This window comes from Pseudomonas sp. JE3303, from assembly GCF_056312565.1.
This window is the reverse complement of sequence record NZ_JBWGIF010000003.1, coordinates 1-17,769: the sequence shown is the minus strand read 5'-3', so window position 1 is coordinate 17,769 and position 17,769 is coordinate 1. Positions and strand designations below refer to the sequence as shown.

General features: G+C 63.3%; 12 protein-coding genes. 5 read left to right on the top strand and 7 right to left on the bottom strand.

Annotated elements, in window-relative coordinates; all coding sequences use genetic code 11:
- Nucleotides 1-3: 3 nt before the first annotated feature.
- Both AC0ZZU_RS05485 and AC0ZZU_RS05480 read right to left on the bottom strand, forming a co-directional pair.
- Nucleotides 4-885, bottom strand: coding sequence for a polysaccharide deacetylase family protein (locus AC0ZZU_RS05485; protein ID WP_476339513.1), 882 nt, complete (start codon nucleotides 883-885; stop codon nucleotides 4-6).
- 63 nt (nucleotides 886-948) lie between these two features.
- Entirely contained in the window at nucleotides 949-2,307 is a 1,359-nt protein-coding gene (locus AC0ZZU_RS05480) for an amidase (protein WP_476339512.1), read from the bottom strand.
- Between the two features lie 298 nt (nucleotides 2,308-2,605).
- On the opposite strand from AC0ZZU_RS05480, the gene AC0ZZU_RS05475 reads away from it, so the two are divergent.
- On the top strand, nucleotides 2,606-3,610 hold the full coding sequence (locus AC0ZZU_RS05475) for a GntR family transcriptional regulator (RefSeq protein ID WP_476339511.1): 1,005 nt from the start codon (nucleotides 2,606-2,608) through the stop codon (nucleotides 3,608-3,610).
- Between the two features lie 131 nt (nucleotides 3,611-3,741).
- Here AC0ZZU_RS05475 and aroD read toward each other — a convergent pair whose 3' ends face one another.
- The 3 genes from aroD to AC0ZZU_RS05460 form a co-directional block, all read right to left on the bottom strand.
- Nucleotides 3,742-4,647: a type I 3-dehydroquinate dehydratase gene (gene aroD, locus AC0ZZU_RS05470; protein WP_476339510.1), complete on the bottom strand. Its 906-nt coding sequence runs from the start codon at nucleotides 4,645-4,647 to the stop codon at nucleotides 3,742-3,744.
- 244 nt (nucleotides 4,648-4,891) lie between these two features.
- Nucleotides 4,892-5,347, bottom strand: a complete 456-nt coding sequence (locus AC0ZZU_RS05465) for a DUF1294 domain-containing protein (RefSeq protein WP_476339792.1) — start codon at nucleotides 5,345-5,347, stop codon at nucleotides 4,892-4,894.
- On the bottom strand, nucleotides 5,344-6,174 hold the full coding sequence (locus AC0ZZU_RS05460; protein WP_158458183.1) for an undecaprenyl-diphosphate phosphatase: 831 nt from the start codon (nucleotides 6,172-6,174) through the stop codon (nucleotides 5,344-5,346). Before AC0ZZU_RS05460 ends, AC0ZZU_RS05465 begins: the two co-directional genes overlap by 4 nt.
- A 201-nt stretch (nucleotides 6,175-6,375) precedes the next feature.
- On the opposite strand from AC0ZZU_RS05460, the gene pnuC reads away from it, so the two are divergent.
- The 3 genes from pnuC (at nucleotide 6,376) to AC0ZZU_RS05445 (ending at nucleotide 9,764) form a co-directional block, all read left to right on the top strand.
- Nucleotides 6,376-6,942 (top strand): nicotinamide riboside transporter PnuC, encoded by a 567-nt coding sequence (gene pnuC, locus AC0ZZU_RS05455; protein WP_476339509.1) that lies wholly within the window; start codon nucleotides 6,376-6,378, stop codon nucleotides 6,940-6,942.
- Nucleotides 6,939-7,460, top strand: coding sequence for an AAA family ATPase (locus AC0ZZU_RS05450; RefSeq protein ID WP_476339508.1), 522 nt, complete (start codon nucleotides 6,939-6,941; stop codon nucleotides 7,458-7,460). The genes pnuC and AC0ZZU_RS05450 overlap by 4 nt, the downstream gene beginning before the upstream one ends.
- 72 nt (nucleotides 7,461-7,532) lie before the next feature.
- Nucleotides 7,533-9,764, top strand: coding sequence for an LTA synthase family protein (locus AC0ZZU_RS05445; protein WP_476339507.1), 2,232 nt, complete (start codon nucleotides 7,533-7,535; stop codon nucleotides 9,762-9,764).
- Nucleotides 9,765-9,787: 23 nt separating this feature from the next.
- Here AC0ZZU_RS05445 and hisN read toward each other — a convergent pair whose 3' ends face one another.
- Entirely contained in the window at nucleotides 9,788-10,579 is a 792-nt protein-coding gene (gene hisN / locus AC0ZZU_RS05440) for a histidinol-phosphatase (protein WP_476339506.1), read from the bottom strand.
- 210 nt (nucleotides 10,580-10,789) lie between these two features.
- On the opposite strand from hisN, the gene AC0ZZU_RS05435 reads away from it, so the two are divergent.
- Nucleotides 10,790-11,473: a helix-turn-helix transcriptional regulator gene (locus AC0ZZU_RS05435; RefSeq protein ID WP_476339505.1), complete on the top strand. Its 684-nt coding sequence runs from the start codon at nucleotides 10,790-10,792 to the stop codon at nucleotides 11,471-11,473.
- Here the strand turns inward: AC0ZZU_RS05435 and AC0ZZU_RS05430 are convergent.
- A partial coding sequence (locus tag AC0ZZU_RS05430) for a non-ribosomal peptide synthetase (RefSeq protein WP_476339504.1) occupies nucleotides 11,425-17,769 on the bottom strand: 6,345 nt, incomplete at its 5' end. The two genes, AC0ZZU_RS05435 and AC0ZZU_RS05430, sit on opposite strands and share 49 nt — an antisense overlap.

Sequence of the window (17,769 nt, the reverse complement as noted above, 5' to 3'; positions counted from 1 at the left end):
TAGTCAACGCTTACGCGGTTGGCGCCGGATAAAATCGTCCGCGATTTCGTCCATAGTGACGAACTTCACGCCTTCATGACTTTTCATGTGCTCGATAAATCGCTCAAGCATGAGCAGTACTTGAGGTCGACCGGAAACATCAGGATGAATTGTGATAGGGAATACCGCGTAGTCATTCTCGCGATAGACCCAGTCAAATTGATCGCGCCACATCTCTTCCAGATGACGAGGATTTACAAAGCCGTGGCTGTTAGGAGACTTCTTGATGAACATCATCGGAGGAAGGTCATCGAGGTACCAGTTGGCTGGAATCTCAACCAAGTCGGTCTCTTCCCCACGAACCAATGGTTTCATCCAAGTATCGGGGTGCTGGCTGTAATCGATCTTGCTCCAGCTATCCTTTACCCGAACGTAGTAAGGGTGGAAGTCGTTGTGCATCAAGCTGTGGTCGTACTTGATACCCTTCTTCAGAAGCAACTCGTTGGTGACATTGCTGAATTCCCACCAAGGTGCCACGTAGCCGGTGGGCCGCTTGCCAGAGAGCTTAGTGATGATCTCAATCGACTTGTCCAGGACGATCTCTTCTTGTTCTGGCGTCATCGCAATCGGGTTCTCATGGCTATAACCATGAATGCCAATTTCATGACCGGCCTGAACCACAGCCTTCATTTGTTCGGGGAAGGTTTCCACCGAGTGACCTGGGATGAACCACGTCGTGCGCAGGTCGTACTTTTCAAAGAGCTTGAGCAGGCGTGGGGCGCCGACTTCGCCAGCAAAAAGACCACGAGAGATATCGTCAGGAGAATCCTCCCCACCATAGGAGCCGAGCCAACCTGCTACCGCATCGACGTCAACACCAATTGATACAAAAATTTCTTTCGCCATGATCTATACCTCTTTGTTATTCAAATAATCGCAAGCAAAACTGCCTACCCTCCGGATGACCTGTTACTTCACACCTCGAACGAAAGGCTCGATGGCAAGGGCAGCACGGAGTAGTTGCTCATCATCTCCACTAAAACTTGAAACAAGAAGGCTCGTGGGAAGTCCTGCTTCCCCTACTCCACTTGGCAACGCAACGCTGGGCATATCCAACATGCTGCCAGGCATGGTCAGCCTCAGAGTTGCCAGGTTAGTAGCAACAAAAAGGTTGGTATCTGCTTCGAGCGGTGCCAGAAGAGGAGCTACATGACCAACCGTAGGGGTCACCAGGAACGCCCCATCCAGCTCACGTGCGATCTGTGCTTTCAGGGCCTCGGCGGCTTGGTACAAACGAACCTGCTTACTGGCTGGATACGCTCGTGCGGCTTCAAGCCGCTTACGAACGCGCGAGTCTAGTTGTTCGGCATCCGAGCTATCGAGAAGCGCCTGGTAGAGGGCAAAAGCTTCTGCACTTCCAAGCCAACCGACCTGCTCGATGACGTCCAATGCCTGTTGAAATGCTTTGACCTTTTTTCGCTCGATCACTGCTCCTGCCGAAGCCAATCGCTCAAGCGCCGCGAGAAGATTTGCACTGACTTCTGGCTGAATGCGCGAATCACTCAGCAGCTCAACGTCCACGCACAGCTTGAGCCCAGCAATGGAAAGACCAGTCGTGTCCAGCGGCATGCCATCCTGATCCCCTCGCAGAAGGTTATCGAGGACGATGACATCGCGAACGCTATTGGTAATAGGCCCCAGCGAATCAAGAGAGCGTGCAAGCGGGGTGACACCCGCGAACGAGTAACGCTTGGTACTGCTTCGGTAACCCACCAGGCCATTGAAGGCTGCCGGGACTCTAATGGAGCCCGCAGTGTCAGTGGACATCCCAATAGAAGCGACTCCCTGTGCAACGGCTACAGCCGAGCCGGAGGACGATCCTCCTGGTGCACGTACTTCGCCGTTAAAGCTTGTGTTGGCTGGGGTTCCGAAATGGGGATTGAGCCCCAGGCCTGAATAAGCCAATTCGCTGAGGTTGGTCTTTCCGATGCTCACCATGCCCGCCCGACTGAGCATTGTCGCCAGTGCGCAATCGCGCGGAGCAGGTTGGTCGTGCAAGCGTATTTTTGCGCCAGCCGTGGTTACGTAGCCAGCCAGATCGTAGAGGTCTTTCCAGGCCACTGTTACGCCATCGAAGGGAGACAAGGGTTGGCCTGCTTGCCAGCGCGCCTTGGCGGCAACCGCTTCCCGCAGCGCTCGCTCTTCACACAAGGTGATAAATGCTTCGGGAATCTGCTCCGCCCCTTGAAGCGCATCTTTTAGGACGGCGACAGGGTCGGTCGCTCCATCGGCGAATCGCTGAGCCAAGGAATGGGCATCGACAAGCATGGCACACCTCTAGAATGTACATTTTCAGAATACATACATTTCCTAAAGCATCGACCGTGCCAAGTCATCGCGGTCAGTGGTGTGCGGTCCTCGAAAGGCTCTATGCCTTGGGAGGAAGGCTGATGGCCCTCGCAAAAATCTATTTGGCCCAAAAGATGTATATTTTGAAAAATGATTCATTTTGGGGTTTTCGGTAACAGGCTGCCCCAAAATCGTTCACCGGAGTGTTACTGGTGTTGGATCACATCTCGCTTCGCTTATGAGAAACTTACCCATCACGCTTCATGAGAATCCCTTGATGTCTGCCCCACAGCCACTGGAAGACCGTCCAGCTTCACGCTACGAGACAATCCGCAACACCCTGCGCGATGCGATCCTCGGTGGGCAGACAGTTCCTGGACTCGTATTGGTAGAAGGGCCGTTAGCGGAGCTCTTCGGCACCAGCCGCGTACCTGTTCGTCAGGCCCTCAATCTGCTCCATGAAGAAGGCCTTATCCGCCGATTTGATGGCCGGGGTTTTCTGATCGACCCCCAGGGCACGATTGAAGCCCCTCTCCGTGTGCCCTTGACTCGCAAGCTCTTGGGATTAGAGCCGCAAGAAGACCTCATCGATTATCGTCCGCTGGGTGAGCGTATTTACGACCACCTCGCGGAGACGGTCGTCCGTTTCATGGTATTTGGTCACTACCGCATCGATGAGTTGATTGCCGCTGAAGAGCTGAATGTCAGCAGAAACGTGGTCAGGGAAGCATTGATGCGACTACGGGACAAAGGCCTGGTAGAAAAAGAGCCGTACTCACAGTGGCTGGCCGGGCCATTGACCGCCCAGGCCGTGAAGCAAGACTATGAATTACGGATGCTCCTGGAACCGGATGCCCTGCGCCAAGCCGTCGGGCAAGTGTCTCGCAGCGATCTTGAAGCGATGCTGAAGCGTGTCATTCAAGCCCAGGAAGCAGGTCGCCATGTTCAGCGGGCTGACATCGAACAACTTGAACAGGATCTGCACGTGACCTGCATAGCCGGGGTGAGCAATACCCGCATGGCTGCAGTCATTCGCCAGTGTCAGATCCCTATGAATGTCGGGCGCGTACTGCATGAAGCACTCCATTCCAGCAACGACGAAGCGATGCTGGTGGAACATCGCTTGATCTTCGAAGCCTTGTTGTACGGAACGGTCGAATCTGCCTGTTCGTGCCTGCGCGACCACATCTCCAAGGCCCGCGAGCGCACGCTCCAACGGCTCAAAGTGCTCTCAGTTCTTCCAGAGCCTGAAGTACCTAGCTACCTGGAGAGGCTCGCTTGAAAGAGAAGAGCACGCGTGCACTCCCCTTTTTGGCTTTGAACCGTCCCCCGGCTTGATTCAGCACATACCCAACAACAGCGCGGTGCGTCGGCCGGCACTTTGCGTCCGTTACCGCCAACGCCTGCAGGCGCCTACTTCGTGCCGTTCAGCGAAGCGTGAATCACGTCCAGCACCTGGCGCAGTTCATTGACCTCGACCTGGCCGGGCGCAGACGGCTCGCCAATCATGCCGAAGGTCAGGTCGCTGCCGAATACCTCGCCGCCAAGACGCGAGATGGCACCCAGCCCGCCCATGGACATGTTCAGCTGTGGCTTGAGCGAGTAGTTGGCACGCACTTGCGCCGTGGCGTCGAGCAGCTTGATCACATCGGCGGGGTTCCTGGGCATGACTGCGATTTTCAGCACATCGGCCCCCATGCTGTCCTGCTTGCGCAGGCGTGCGACGATTTCTTCGGTGGACGGGGTGCCCTTGAAGTCATGGCTGGACATGACGACCTTGATGCCAGCGTTGTGAGCCTCAGCCACGACCTGTTGGATCACCTGCGGATCGCGGAACATCTCCACGTCCAGCAAGTCGATGAAACTTTCCATGATCAACGCTGTGTACAGCGTTCCGTAGTCGACATCAGCGATGGCCTTGACGCCGCCCTCGGCCTTGGTCCTGAAGGTCAGGATCAACGGCTTGCCGTGTACGGCCTGGGTAACCTGCTTGCCGAGCGCGGCCACTTTGGCCGAGTCGGTGGCGAAATCGAGATAGTCGACGCGCAATTCGATCACGTCGACACCGGGATTGGCGCCAATGGCGCGCGCCTGGGCGAGGACCTGCTCGGCCGTTGCGCCAGTGGTCGGCACGATGGTCTTGGGAGCGCCTTGGCCGATGACGGTGTTCCGTATCGTCATCGGCTGGGCGTGACGCATGTCCACCGCCATGGCACCCGCGCTGGTAGTGACCGCAGCCATGGCGGGAGGGATGCTGGCGAGCGCTACGGGGCCGGCAAACAGAGCGCAAACAGCGCACATCAGGAGACGGTTGTTCATTGAATGGACCTCATGTCCTGGCAATGGGGAAAGGCAACGAGCACGCCGCCAATCGAGTGAGATGACACATGACGTGGCCTTGGCCTGCACACCAAGCCGACACGTTATCCGTGCTCTCGTATCCGAACCTGCCGGGAGGCAGTGCTGTAATGTATCTCGGCATGCAGCGACAGCCAAGGTGGCATCGGAGCGGGGCGCTTCCCACCCAGGCCAGACGTGCAGATGTAAAGTACGCTGCGCTTGTTCAGCCTGGAAGCAGCGGCGCCAGTACCCTACTCGCCCAGCGCCCATCCAGCAGCAAGTAGTCAGCCCAAACCACCTGGTGCACAACGACGATCACCCAGAAAGTCGCCTGGTAAGACACCTTGCGTGTCTTGTGCCGGAACAGTTGCTGGGCCAGCAAGGCGCCCGGCCAGCCACCGAACAGCTCGGCGGCATGCAGGACCTTTTCTGGCGTGCGCTGGCCCTGCTGGCGGGCCTGGCGCTTGTCCTTCCAGTACAGCAGAAGGGTCACCAGGCTGAGCAGCGCGTAGGCCAGCAGTGCCAGCCATGAGTGCCCGCCAAGGCCCAGCTGCGCCGCCCCGCCCACCGGCAGCGCGCACAAGCCCGCAAAGGCCAGCAACTTGCTGCGGGGATGCCGCAGCGTAACTTCCTTGCTGGACGCGCTGCGCGCGGTGGAGGGGCTGCGTGCCACGGTCAGCCCTGCGCCGTGGCCCAGTCGACCCAGCCGAACTGCCAGGTCGCCAGGATCAGCAGGCCAAACACGATGCGGTACCAGGCGAACACCGCGTAGCTGTGGTTGGCGATGAACTTGAGCAAGGCACGCACCGCGATCATGGCGAAGATGAACGACACCACGAAGCCGATGGCGAACACCGGGAAATCGCTCGGCTGGAACAGATCGCGGTACTTGTAGCCCGAGTACACCGCCGCACCGACCATGGTCGGCATGGCGAGGAAGAACGAGAACTCGGTCGCCGCCTTGCGCGACAGGCCGAACAGCAAGCCGCCGATGATCGTCGAACCGGAACGCGAGGTGCCTGGAATCATCGCCAGGCACTGCACGAAACCGATCTTCAAGGCATGGCTCCAGTTCATTTCATCGACATGGTCGACCTCGACACGGTGCTCGCGGCGCTCGGCCCAGAGCATGATCACGCCACCTACCACCAGGGCGGCAGCCACGGTGATCGGGTTGAACAGGTACTCGTGGATCAGGTCGGCGAACAGCACACCGAGCACGACTGCCGGCATGAACGCGATCAGCAGGTTGGCAGTAAAACGTTGCGCGGTACGTTCGCGCGGCAGGCCAAGCACCACGTCGAAGATCTTGCGCCGAAACTCCCACACGACCGCGAGAATCGCACCCAGCTGGATGATGATGTTAAAGGCCATGGCCCGTTCACCACCGAAATTGATCAGGTCGGCCACGATGATCTGGTGGCCGGTACTGGAAATCGGCAAGAACTCGGTCAAGCCCTCGACGATACCCAGTATGACTGCCTGCAAGGCGCTCCAAAAATCCATTCTTCCCCCATGAAACGCTGCGCAGTGCAGGTCCGTTGTGTATTGATTGATGCGGCCGAGATCCTACCAGAGAGCTCTGGCAATGGCTCGCGCTGACCGCTACATCCTCAGCGGCGCTTCAGGAACCCGTGCGACACGGCTTGAAGCGCGCTGCTCCAAGCTTGTAGCATCGCGGCCTTCTTCGCTTGCCAAGGAACGCCGATGTCCGGCCTCGAACTCTTCGCCGCCGTGCTCGGCGTGATCGCCGTGTGGCTCACGGTCAAGCAGAACCCCTGGTGCTGGCCGGTCGGCTTGGTGATGGTGCTGCTCTACAGCTGGATATTCTTCGAGGTGAAGCTGTACTCGGACATGCTCCTGCAACTGGTCTATGCGCTGCTGCAGCTGTACGGCTGGTGGCAGTGGACTCGCCCCGAGCGGGTCGAGGATGCCCGCCAGGTCAGCCACCTGGGCGCAGCGCCGATGCTCGGCGGGTTGCTCATCGGGCTGGTGACGAGCCTGGCGCTGGGCGCTGCCATGGCGACCTGGACCGACGCCGCGCAGCCCTGGCTGGATGCCGCCCTTACCGGTTTCAGCCTGGTCGCCCAGGTGTGGATGGCGCAGAAACGCGTGCAATGCTGGCCGTTGTGGGCGCTGCTGGATGTGATCTTTGTCGGGCTGTTCCTCTATAAAGGGCTGTACCTGACCGCCGCGCTGTATGCCCTGTTCACCCTGATCGCATTGCGCGGCTGGCAGCAATGGCGGCGTGATCGCGCGTTGGTGACGGCATGAAGGTGCTCGTGCTGTGCGGGCCGGAGTCGAGCGGCAAGAGCTGGCTGAGCGCCGAGATCCAGGTGCATTTCGGCGGCGAGGTGGTGGGGGAATATGTGCGTCACTTCATCGACCAGCACCAGCGGGACACCTGCTACGCCGATATCACCCCCATCGCCCGGGGCCAGCTGGAGTGGGAGGACCACGCCCGCGAGCAGGCGCCGCGCCTGCTGATCCTGGACACCCATTTGCTGAGCAATATGCTCTGGAGCCGAGTGCTGTTCGGGGATTGTCCGGCGTGGATCGAGCAGGCCCTGCTGGAGCGGCACTACGACCTGCATCTGCTGCTCAGCCCGTCTGGGGTCGACTGGATAGGTGACGGCCAACGCTGCCAGCCGAGACTGGACGAGCGCCTTGGCTTTTTCGACGACACCCAGCAGTGGCTGCACCAGCATGGCCAGCCTGTTCAGGTAGTCGAGGGGGACTGGGCGCAGCGGCGCGCACAGGCCTTCGCCGCGGTGCGAGAACTGCTCGACTGAGGCCCTGCGGCCATTGGCGCCGCGCCTTGGAACCGTGCCTGTTATCATCCCTCATACTTATGTGATGGTTTGATGGCGGGAAGGTTAATTTTTGTGAAAGGTTTTTCTGGCTGGATTCGACACCCCCATGCACGGCTGGCCAGCATTGCCGGCCTGGTCCTGGTGCTGCCTGCCTGCGTGCGGCTGGCATTGGGCTGGTCTGATCCGCACGGTTATCTTTCGGACCTCGCCATGGGCAGCCTGCTGGTGCTGCTCTTGCATCGCCGCCCTGGCTGGCTGGCCTTCCTGGTACTGCTTTTCTGGGCGGGCCTGACGGTCGCCACCGCCGAGCTGGTCAGCGCGGTGGGCAGGTTGCCCGCGGTGTCCGACCTGCATTACCTGCTCGACCCAAGCTTCGTCGAAAACTCCACTGGTGGCGGCCTGGCGCATGCCTGGCTGGGCGGCCTGCTTGCAGTGGGCCTGGGGGGCTGGGCCGTGATCCGGTGGGTCAACCGGGCCCGGCCCATCCGTCCCTTGCCCCGCGCGGCCTGGGCCGCACCGCTGCTGTTGCTGGTAACCCATTGGGGTGCCGAGCACCTGGCGCCCAGCGATGCAGACCAATGGCGCCAGTTCAACCTGCCGCACCAGCTGATGGCGGCAGGCGTCGGCGATGTTCAACGCCAGGCCGAGGACTGGTGGCTGGGTGATGCGCCACAGGAACCTCCGGTGATGGCCGGGCTGACGCGCTCGGACCTGGGTGGCAAAAAACTGCTGAGCGCTCCGGGGCGCGCGCGCAACTTGTTGATCATCACCCTCGAAGGCATCCCGGGCGCCTACGTGCGACCCAATCGCGAGGCGCTGCACAGCTACTTCGATGAAGACCTCATGCCCAGGCTCAGCGGCTGGGCCGAGCGTGGCATGAACACCCCGGACTACGTCCTGCACTCCCACCAGACCATCCGCGGCCTCTACGCGATGCTCTGTGGCGATTATGACAAGTTCGACAACGGCACCCCCAAGGGCGTCGAGCTGCTGACCCAGCAAGCGCGTAACCAGGACTGCCTGCCGGCCCAGCTACGCCAGCACGGCTTCGCTACCCACTTCCTGCAGGGAGCAGGCCTGCGCTTCATGGCCAAGGACAAGATCATGCCGCACATCGGCTTTGACTCGACCCACGGCGTGGAGTGGTTCAGCAACCCCAACTACCTCGATTTTGCATGGGGCAAGGACGACAAGGCGTTCTTCGAGGGTGCCCTGGACTATGTCGGGCAGATCAACAGGCAAGACCAGCCCTGGATGCTCACCCTGTTGACCGTCGGTACCCACCAGCCTTACTCCGCCCCCCAGGAATACCTGGACCGGTATGACACCAGCAAGCAGGCGGCGGTCGCCTATCTGGACGACGCCGTCGGCGCGTTTCTCGACGAGCTCGAGAAACGCGGCGTGCTGAAGGACACCTTGGTGGTGGTGACCTCGGACGAATCCCACGGCATCGAAGGCGTGCGCCTTGCGTCGTCATGGGGTTTCAACCTGATGCTCGCGCCTGAGCAGGAGCAACTGCCCCGCTTGAAAACGGGGGTATACGGCCATGTCGACCTCAGCGCCTCGTTGCTCGACTATTTCGCGCTGCCCATTCCCGAGGCCATGAGCGGCCGGTCGCTGCTGCGCGACTATGCCAGCGGGCGCGAGATGATGTCGTTCACCAACGGCAAGCTGCGCTACCACGATGGCCAGGGCACGTTTACCGAGTGCGACTTCCAGGAGCGCTGCCGTCGCTATGCCAGCGCAGGCTTCATCTCCGAGCAGGCCAGCTACCTTGGCCGCGAAAGCACGGTGGGCGCCCGCCGCATGACCGCCCGCGCCGAAGCACTCGACCGGTCCTTGCTCGGCTCACCGCTGAACCAGCGCTACCAGTTTGGCAGCGCGGATGTGCTGCCCTTGCACCAGAACGTGCGGGACGACTGGACCGACAACCTGATCGGCGCGCAGTACCTGGAAATGCCCAAGGGCTCGTACACCCGCGTGCGCCTGAAAGTACGCACGCTCGATCCCGAGCACAACGCCTACATCCAGCTCAAGGCCAAGGAGTTCGAGCAGGATGTGCAGGTCGGCTTGCCACGCGAGATGGTAGTCACCGCCGACCGGCCGCTGGAGTTCGAATTCCGCTTCGACAACCCGGAGGTTCGCAAGGCGTTTTCCTTCCACCTGCTGGGGTATGGGGCCGGATCGGTGGAGATCAGTGATTTCAGCGTGATCACGCGTCTGGCGGAGGATGAGGAACTGCAGGATGAGCTGCCAGAGGACAGCGTGGCCCATTCGAGCTGAATCTCATCCACCACACAGCGGCGCTACATGGCGTGGCGCAACATCTCGACCACCTTGGCATGCAGCACAGGATCACCGCACGCGACGACCGCCCCGCCATGCTGGGCGGTGCCGCCATCCCAGGCGGTGATCACTCCACCAGCGCCTTCGATGATCGGCATCAAGGCCTGCACGTCATACGGCTGCAGGCTGGCTTCGACGATCACGTCGACAAAGCCTGAGGCGAGCATGCAATACGCATAGCAGTCACCACCGTAGCGCATCAGTCGTGCCTGGCCCGCGACGGCCTCGAAGGCACTCTTGCGGCCAGGGGTATCGAACATGTCGGGGGTGGTGCACATCAAGGTCGCGGCACTCAGCTCGGTGCAAGCGCGGGTCTTCAAGGGCGTGCCTCGGGCCCAGGCGCCCTCCGGCGTGCCAATGAAACGCTCGCCGGTAAACGGCTGGTTCATCACGCCAACCACCGGACGCTCGCCATCGTTGAGGGCAATCAGCGTGCCCCACAGCGGCAGCCCGGTGATGAACGCGCGAGTGCCGTCGATCGGGTCGAGCACCCAGGTCAATGGGCTGCTGCCAGTGGCCACGCCTTGCTCCTCACCGAGGATGCCATGCTCTGGATAACGCTCCTGGATGAGCGCGCGCATGGCTTCTTCGGCGGCCTTGTCGGCGACGGTCACCGGATCGTAGAAACGCCCGCCCTTGTCCTCGACCTCCAGGCTGGCACGAAAATACGGCTGGATCGCGGCGGCCGCGGTATCGGCGAGTTGCTCGGCGAACGCACGGTATTCGGCAATCTGTTCGCGGGTCAGGGTCATGGAAGAGGCCTCGATCAGGGAAAAAGACAGGCATCATACCCGACTCGGCAGCGCGCGAACCGGAGCTTCCCGCGTCATGAAGCGAGCACTTGATATTGGTATGCGACCCTCCAGGTTCATTTAACAGTCATGCAAACGTTGTACTAGGATAACCACCGGCTCCCAAGGCAATACGGGAGCGCCGCCAAACCGGACCTCATGGATGAATCAATGAACGCACACAGTCTCTTTGCGCAAATCGGCAAGGTAGTTGCCAGCACCGGCAGCCGGCATTTTCCTCGAATGCTGCATGACCTGATCCGCACACAGCTCACCGTGGATGCCACGCACCTGCGCCAGGTACGGGTCGAACAGCAAGCACCCCTCGGCCCCGACACCACCCTGCTCAGCGAAACGCTGTTCTGCGAACCTCACGCGCAGCCTTGTGCCCAGGAGGGTCCTGCCCGCCTGGACCTGGCCCGCCGCAAGGATGGTTTCCGATACGAGATCAGCGTGTACCGTGCCCATCCGCCGCAGGGATTTTCCTCCCGTGAGCGCAACCTGCTGGAGGAGATTTCTCCCCTGCTGCTGCCGATGCTCGAAAAGCACCTCCGCGCCCTCCAGCCAGCCGCTTGCGTACTGCCGACTCCCGCCAGGCATGCTCCGGTACAGCAGAGCTTGCAGACACGCTTCGCAGAGCGCCTGGACCATGCGGGCCTGACGCTGTCCGAACGCGAGCTGCAGGTGTGCGTCGGCCTGCTGGCCGGGCACACCGCGCCGGAGCTGGCCGAACGCCTGCAACTGAAAGCCAGCACCGTCGACAGCTACCTCAAGCGCGCGGCTGTCAAGCTGGGCATCAGCGGTCGTCACTCGCTGATGCGCTGGATGTACGGTGCACCGGAACACGCAGCCTGAGTGTCGAACCACCACGCCGCCAGACTGAATACATCCGGCGTCTTGAGAATGCTGAAGTGGTCCCCAGGCCCATGCCACGTCTGCAGTTGCGGCATCAGCTTTTGCCAACCGGCGATCATGGCGGCGTGCTCATGCTCGTTGCTGGCCGTATCCGATTCAGGATCGGCCAGCAGCACCAGGCTCACCGGCCCGCTGTAGTCCTGGCGCGGCAGGTACACGGTCCGCAGCGCGCTGGCGAAACTGCGGACCAGCCCCTGTAATACCCGCGGCGCCGCGCGCTCCGGCAACAGCCCCACCCGCACCATGGCCGCCTGCAACAGCCGCAGTTGACTGGCGTCATCGGTCTCGGCAAATGCCTCGCGCTCGAGTCCCAGGTCCTTGCCGCTCGAGCGCTGCAACGCTTCGGCCAACAGTTCCAGTGCCGCGGTCAGGGTGTAGGGCTGGCCGCAGGTGCCGCGCCCGTCCGGGGCTTCGCTGTCGATCAGCGTCAGCGACGCAACCTCCCGCCCCCGGGCCTCGAACTTCACCGCCATCGCATGGGCCACCCAGCCGCCAAAGGAATGCCCGGCCAGGTTGAGCGGGCCATGCGGATACACCGCCTCGATGGCCCTGACATGGCATTCGGCCGCCGCCTCCACCCGGCTGTGCGGCACGCCCGTGCCCTCAAGTCCCCGGGACTGCAGCCCATAGACCGGCATGTCCGGCCCGAGCGCCTCGGCCAGCGTGATGAAGCGAGTGACGCTGTCACCGGCCCCCGGCATGCAGAACAAGGGCGTGCGCCCCGCCTGCCCGCTCTGGATCGCCAGCAGCGGCTGCCAGGCCGGCTGCACGCAGGGGACTGAGCTCGACAACGCCTCGCAGATCGCCTTGCCGAGCACCTGCACATGGGGCGCCTGCATCATGCTCACGTGATCGCCCGGCACCTCGACGCAGTTCACTGCCTGACTCGGCAACGTCTCGCTCCAGCCCAGGGTCATGCTGCCCGCAGCCTGCTCAGGCACCCGTTGCCCGGCACGGAACAGGTGCACCGGCACGCCCAGGGGTTCGAGCCGGTAATGCGCCAGGGCGTGACCGTGGGCCACTTCGCGCTCCAGGTAATGCCGCAATTGCGCATCGCTTACCTCCCCCAGCTGCTCGGGCAGGACCTGCTGCTCGCGGCACATCCGCAGCAGCGCGTCGAAGTCCAGCCCATGCAACTGGTGCCCGGCCTCCACCGCAGCCATCGCCGTCATGCCTGACTCGCCCAATGCTGCGGCGTGGTCGCGGCAATGTGACAGCAACTGCCGCTCGAGCAGTGCCGGGCCTTGCCAGCGGGCCTTGCCGCGGTCGGTCAGGCGCGGCACGTAGGTGTCGATCAGGCCAAGGAAACCGACCGGCTCGTCCATGCCCAGCAACTGCGCCGCCACTTCGTAGGCCAGCACGCCACCGAACGACCAGCCAGCCAATCGATACGGGCCATGGGGCTGTACCGTACGGATCTGCTCGACCAGCCGCGCCGCCAGGCCTTCCAGCGTGCGCGGGGGCACTTCGCCTGGGCCCGTGCCGGGCAGGCCAATAATCGGGAAATCGCCGTGCAAGTGCTGCCCGAGCACCGGGAAATAGGCATCCAGGCCAGTGAAGTCATGCACCAGGAAAAGCGCAGGCTCGCCGCCACCCTCGCGAACCGTCACGAGCTGCGGCACGCCCGACGGCGCTACCGCACGTTCATCAAGCACGGTGGCCAGCGCGGCAACGCTGGGATGCTGGAACAGGTCGGCCAACGACAGCACGTCCCCGGCCTTCTGGATCAGGCTGACCAGGCGGATCGCCGATAGGGAATGCCCGCCCAGTTCGAAGAAGCTGTCGTGCCGCCCTACTCGCTCGACCTCTAGCACCTGCGCCCAGAGCCCGGCCAGGCGCTCTTCCAGCGGCGTCGCGGGCGCCTCGAAGCGCGCAGCCGCCAGCGCCTCGATACTCGGCATCGGCAACGCACGGCGGTCGACCTTGCCATTGGCGGTCAGTGGCAGTACATCCAGGCCCACATAGGCAGCCGGCACCATGTATTCCGGCAAATGCGCTAGCAAGTGAGCACGCAGGGCCGCGCCATCGAGCGCCCCATCGCGCCGGGTGAAGTAGGCAACCAGGCGCAACGCACCCTGGTCCTGCTGATGCGCCATGACCACAGCCTCACCGACACCTGGGCACAATGCGAGTTGCTGTTCGATCTCGCCCAGCTCGATGCGCACACCGCGGATCTTCACCTGGTCGTCGTCGCGTCCCAGGTATTCCAGGTTGCCATCGGCCAGCCAGCGAACGAGGTCGCCGGTACGGTACATGCGTGCCTCGGGCAGCGGGCTGAACGGGTCGTCGACAAAGCGTTCGGCGGTCAGTCCGGGACGGTTGAGGTAGCCACGGGCGACCCCGGCGCCCCCGACATGCAGTTCGCCAGGCACCCCGAGCGCCACCGGCTGGCAGCGCTGGTCCAGCACATAGAGCCGGGCGTTGCTCACGGGCTTGCCGATATGCAGCATGCCGCCCGGCTCGATCACACCGGAGCTGGCAACCACCGTGGCTTCGGTAGGCCCGTAGTTGTTGACCACGGTAAAGCCCGGGTCGCGATTGAACTGGCGCAGGCGATCACCGCCGACCAGCAGCGTGCGCAAGGTCGGGTGGCGCAGGTCGCGGCTCAAGGCATACTCGGCCACCGGTGTCGGCAGGAAGGCCACCTGCAGGGGCTGTGCCAGCCACCAGTCGAGCAGCGCGTCGAGCTGATCGTTGCTGACCTCGGCAGGAGGCAGGTGCAGCGTCGCCCCGGCACACAGCGCGGGCCACACTTCCCAGGCCATGGCGTCGAAGCCGAAGCCCGCGACGCTGGCGGTGTGACTGCCGGCTTGCAGGTCGAAGGCCTGGCAATGCCAGTCCACCAGGTTGTTGAGGGTACGGTGCTCGACCATCACGCCCTTGGGCTGGCCGGTGGACCCCGAGGTATAGATCACGTAGGCCAGGTGACCCAGGCCCAGGCCTTCGATGACGGGGTTTTCGCCCTGCTCGGGCCACTCCGGCCGGTCCAGCGCGATCACCGGCATAGCCAATGGGGGCAAGCGTCCCGACTGGTCATGGCGGATCAGCACCGCCACGGGTGCGCTGTCCTCGAGCAGGTAGCGCAGGCGTTCATCGGGGTGCGCGGGATCGACCGGCACGTAGCCGGCACCGGCTTTCAGGATCGCCAGCAGACCGACCAGCGTATCCAGCCCCCGCCCCGTCATGATTGCCACTCGGTCGTCCGGACGTACGCCCAGGCTGATCAGGTGATGCGCCAATGCATTGGCCCGACGGTTCAATTCCCCGTAGCTCAGGCGCGCTTCGCCCACCTGGGCGGCCACCGCGTCGGCACGTTGCACGGCCTGCTGTTCGATGCGCTGGTGCAGGGTGAGGGGCGCCGGTGTATCTGTGATGTGGGCATTGAAGCCCTCCAGCAGCTCGGCCCGCTCGGCCAGCGGCAGGATGCCTAGCCGTCCAACCGGCTGCTGGGGCGATTGCTCAAGCGTATCGAGCAGTTGCCCGAGGGTGCACTCCAGGTAGCCGCACACCCGACCCGCATCGATGCCCGGCGCCGTGTGCGCCGTCAGGCTGAAATCCTGGCCATCGTCATCGACGCTCAGGGTCAGCGGATAGTTGCTGCGCTCGTCAGCGCGCAGCAGTTCGATGCCTTCCCATGCCAGCGTGGCGGGGAATTCTTCGACCATGGCCGGCGCGTTATGCCGGTAGTTGAACAGCGCGCTGAACAGCGGCGCTCCCGCAGGCAGTCCGCTGCAACGCTGTGCCAGGGCCAACGGTGCGTGCTCGTGGGCAAGCAACCCGGTCAGTCGCCGGTGGGTGTCCAGCACCGCCTCGCGGACCGGCTGCTCGCCCAGGTCGATGCGCAATGGCAAGGTGTTGATGAAGACCCCCAAGGCCCGCTCGGCCCCTTCGCCGCCTTGCAACCGTCCGACCAGCACCGTGCCGAAGACCACGCTGTCGCGCCCGCTGAGTCGACTGATCACCTGCGCCCAGGCGAGGTGCATCAGGCTCGCGGCGCTGACGCCCATGAGCCGTGCCTGCGTTCGAACGCGCCCGCTCAGCGCCGGGGCCAGTGGCAAGCGGGCCTCATCAGGCTGGCCCTGGTCGGCGAGAACCAATTGGCCATAAGGCAGGGTCGGCTCATCGATATCCCGCAACTGCGCGGTGAAGAACGCCTCATGGTCTGGTATCCCTGGCCCTTGCAGCGCCTGGGCGATGTAGTTGCGATAAGGCACGGGCACCGGTAGCTGCACCTGCTGGCCAGACAGAATGCCCTGCAGCTCGTGGGCCAGCAGTTCGAGGGCGACATGGTCCATGACCAGGTGATGGAACTGCAGCACTGCCAGGATGCGCGGCTGCTCGGGATCGTCCGCATGCAGCATGCGCAGCAGCGGCGCCCTGGTCAGGTCCAGTGCCGGTGCATCGGCGAGGTCCTGAGCGGACAGCTGCTCGACCTGCAGCGGGGCCTGCCGCCAGACCACCTGCACCGGCGCCTCCAGCGCATCCCAGAACAGCGCGGTGCGCAGGACATCGTGACGCGCGATCACCTGTTCCAACGCCGCGCAGAAGGCTTCCAGCCGCGCAGGGTCGGCAAAGGCGAACTGCGCCTGCAACAGGTACGGATCCTCGATACCGGCCGAAAGGTGATGGTAGAAGATGCCCGCCTGCAAAGGCCCGAGCGGATAGATGTCCTGCACATTGGCAACGCCGCCAGGGACACTGGCAACGATCCGGTCGATGGCGTCCTGGTCCAGTGCCACCAGCGGCAACAGCTCTGGCGTGATGCGCGTGCAATGCGCTTCGATCAGGTTGGCCGGTACCGACACGCTCGCACCGCTGCCCACGGCGGCCGCCAGGGCTGCCAGCGTGGGCTGGGCGAAGAGCACGCGGATATCGGCTTCCAGGCCCAGCGAACGCATACGCGCGACCAGCGTGACCGCCAGCAGCGAATGTCCGCCCAGTTCGAAGAAGTTGTCGTGCCGCCCCACCCGCTCGACCTGCAGCAGTTCGCCCCAAATCGAGGCGAGGGCCTCCTCCACGGGGCCTTGCGGCGCATGGTAGGCCGTACCGAACTGCGCGTCGCGCGCAGGCAGCGGAAGCGCGCGGCGGTCGACCTTCCCGTTGGCGGTGAGTGGCCAGCTTTCAAGGCCGACAAAGGCGCTCGGTACCATATGGCCCGGCAAATGGGCCAGCAACGCGGCGCGCAGCTCGTCGACCGTCAGGGGCTGTGCCCCGCTGCTGCAGGTGAAGTAGGCGACCAGACGCGGCTGGCCGGGTTCGTGCTCGCGCGCCAGCACCAGTGTCTCTTCGATGCCGGGCAGTTGGGAGAGCTGGCTTTCGATCTCGCCCAGCTCGATACGCATGCCGCGGATTTTCACCTGGTCGTCGTTGCGGCCCAGGTACTCAAGGGTGCCATCGGCGTTCCAGCGCGCCAGGTCGCCGGTGCGGTACATGCGCTCGCCCGGCGTGAACGGATCGTCGAGGAAGCGCTCGGCGGTGAGCTCGGGGCGATTGAGGTAGCCACGGGCAACGCCGGCACCGGCGACGTAAAGCTCTCCGGTGACGCCCAGGGGTAGCAGTTGCCGTTGCTCATCGAGCAGGTAGACACGGGTGTTGGCGACCGGCTTGCCGATGTCCAGGGCACCGCCCGGTCGCAGCGGGCCCGAGGTCGCGACGACGGTGGCTTCGGTCGGGCCATAGTTGTTGATCACGGCAAAGCCTGGATCGCGATGGAACTGGCGCAGGCGGTCACCGCCGATCAGCAGGGTTTGCAAGGTCGGGTGGCGCAGGTCGCGGCTGAAGGCATATTCGGCCACGGGAGTCGGCAGGAAGGCCACTTGCAGCGGCTGGGCCAGCCACCAGTCGAGCAACGCATCGAGCTGCTCGTTGCCGATGTGCTCGGGCGGCAGGTGCAAGGTCGCTCCCGCGCACAGTGCAGGCCAGACTTCCCAGGCCATGGCATCGAAGCCGAAGCCCGCGACGCTTGCGGTGTGGCTGCCGGCGTGCAGGTCGAAGGCCTGGCAATGCCAGTCCACCAGGTTGTTGAGTGTCCGGTGTTCGACCATGACGCCCTTCGGCTGGCCTGTGGACCCCGAGGTATAGATCACGTAGGCCAGCTGGTCCGGGGATGAGACCGCCGGGTTGTGCGGATTGTCAGGCCAGTCCTGACGGTCCAGTTCGACCACCGGCACTTTCAACGATGGCAGGCGCTCGCGCAGCGCCTCCAGGGTCAATACCGCGACCGGAGCGCTGTCTTC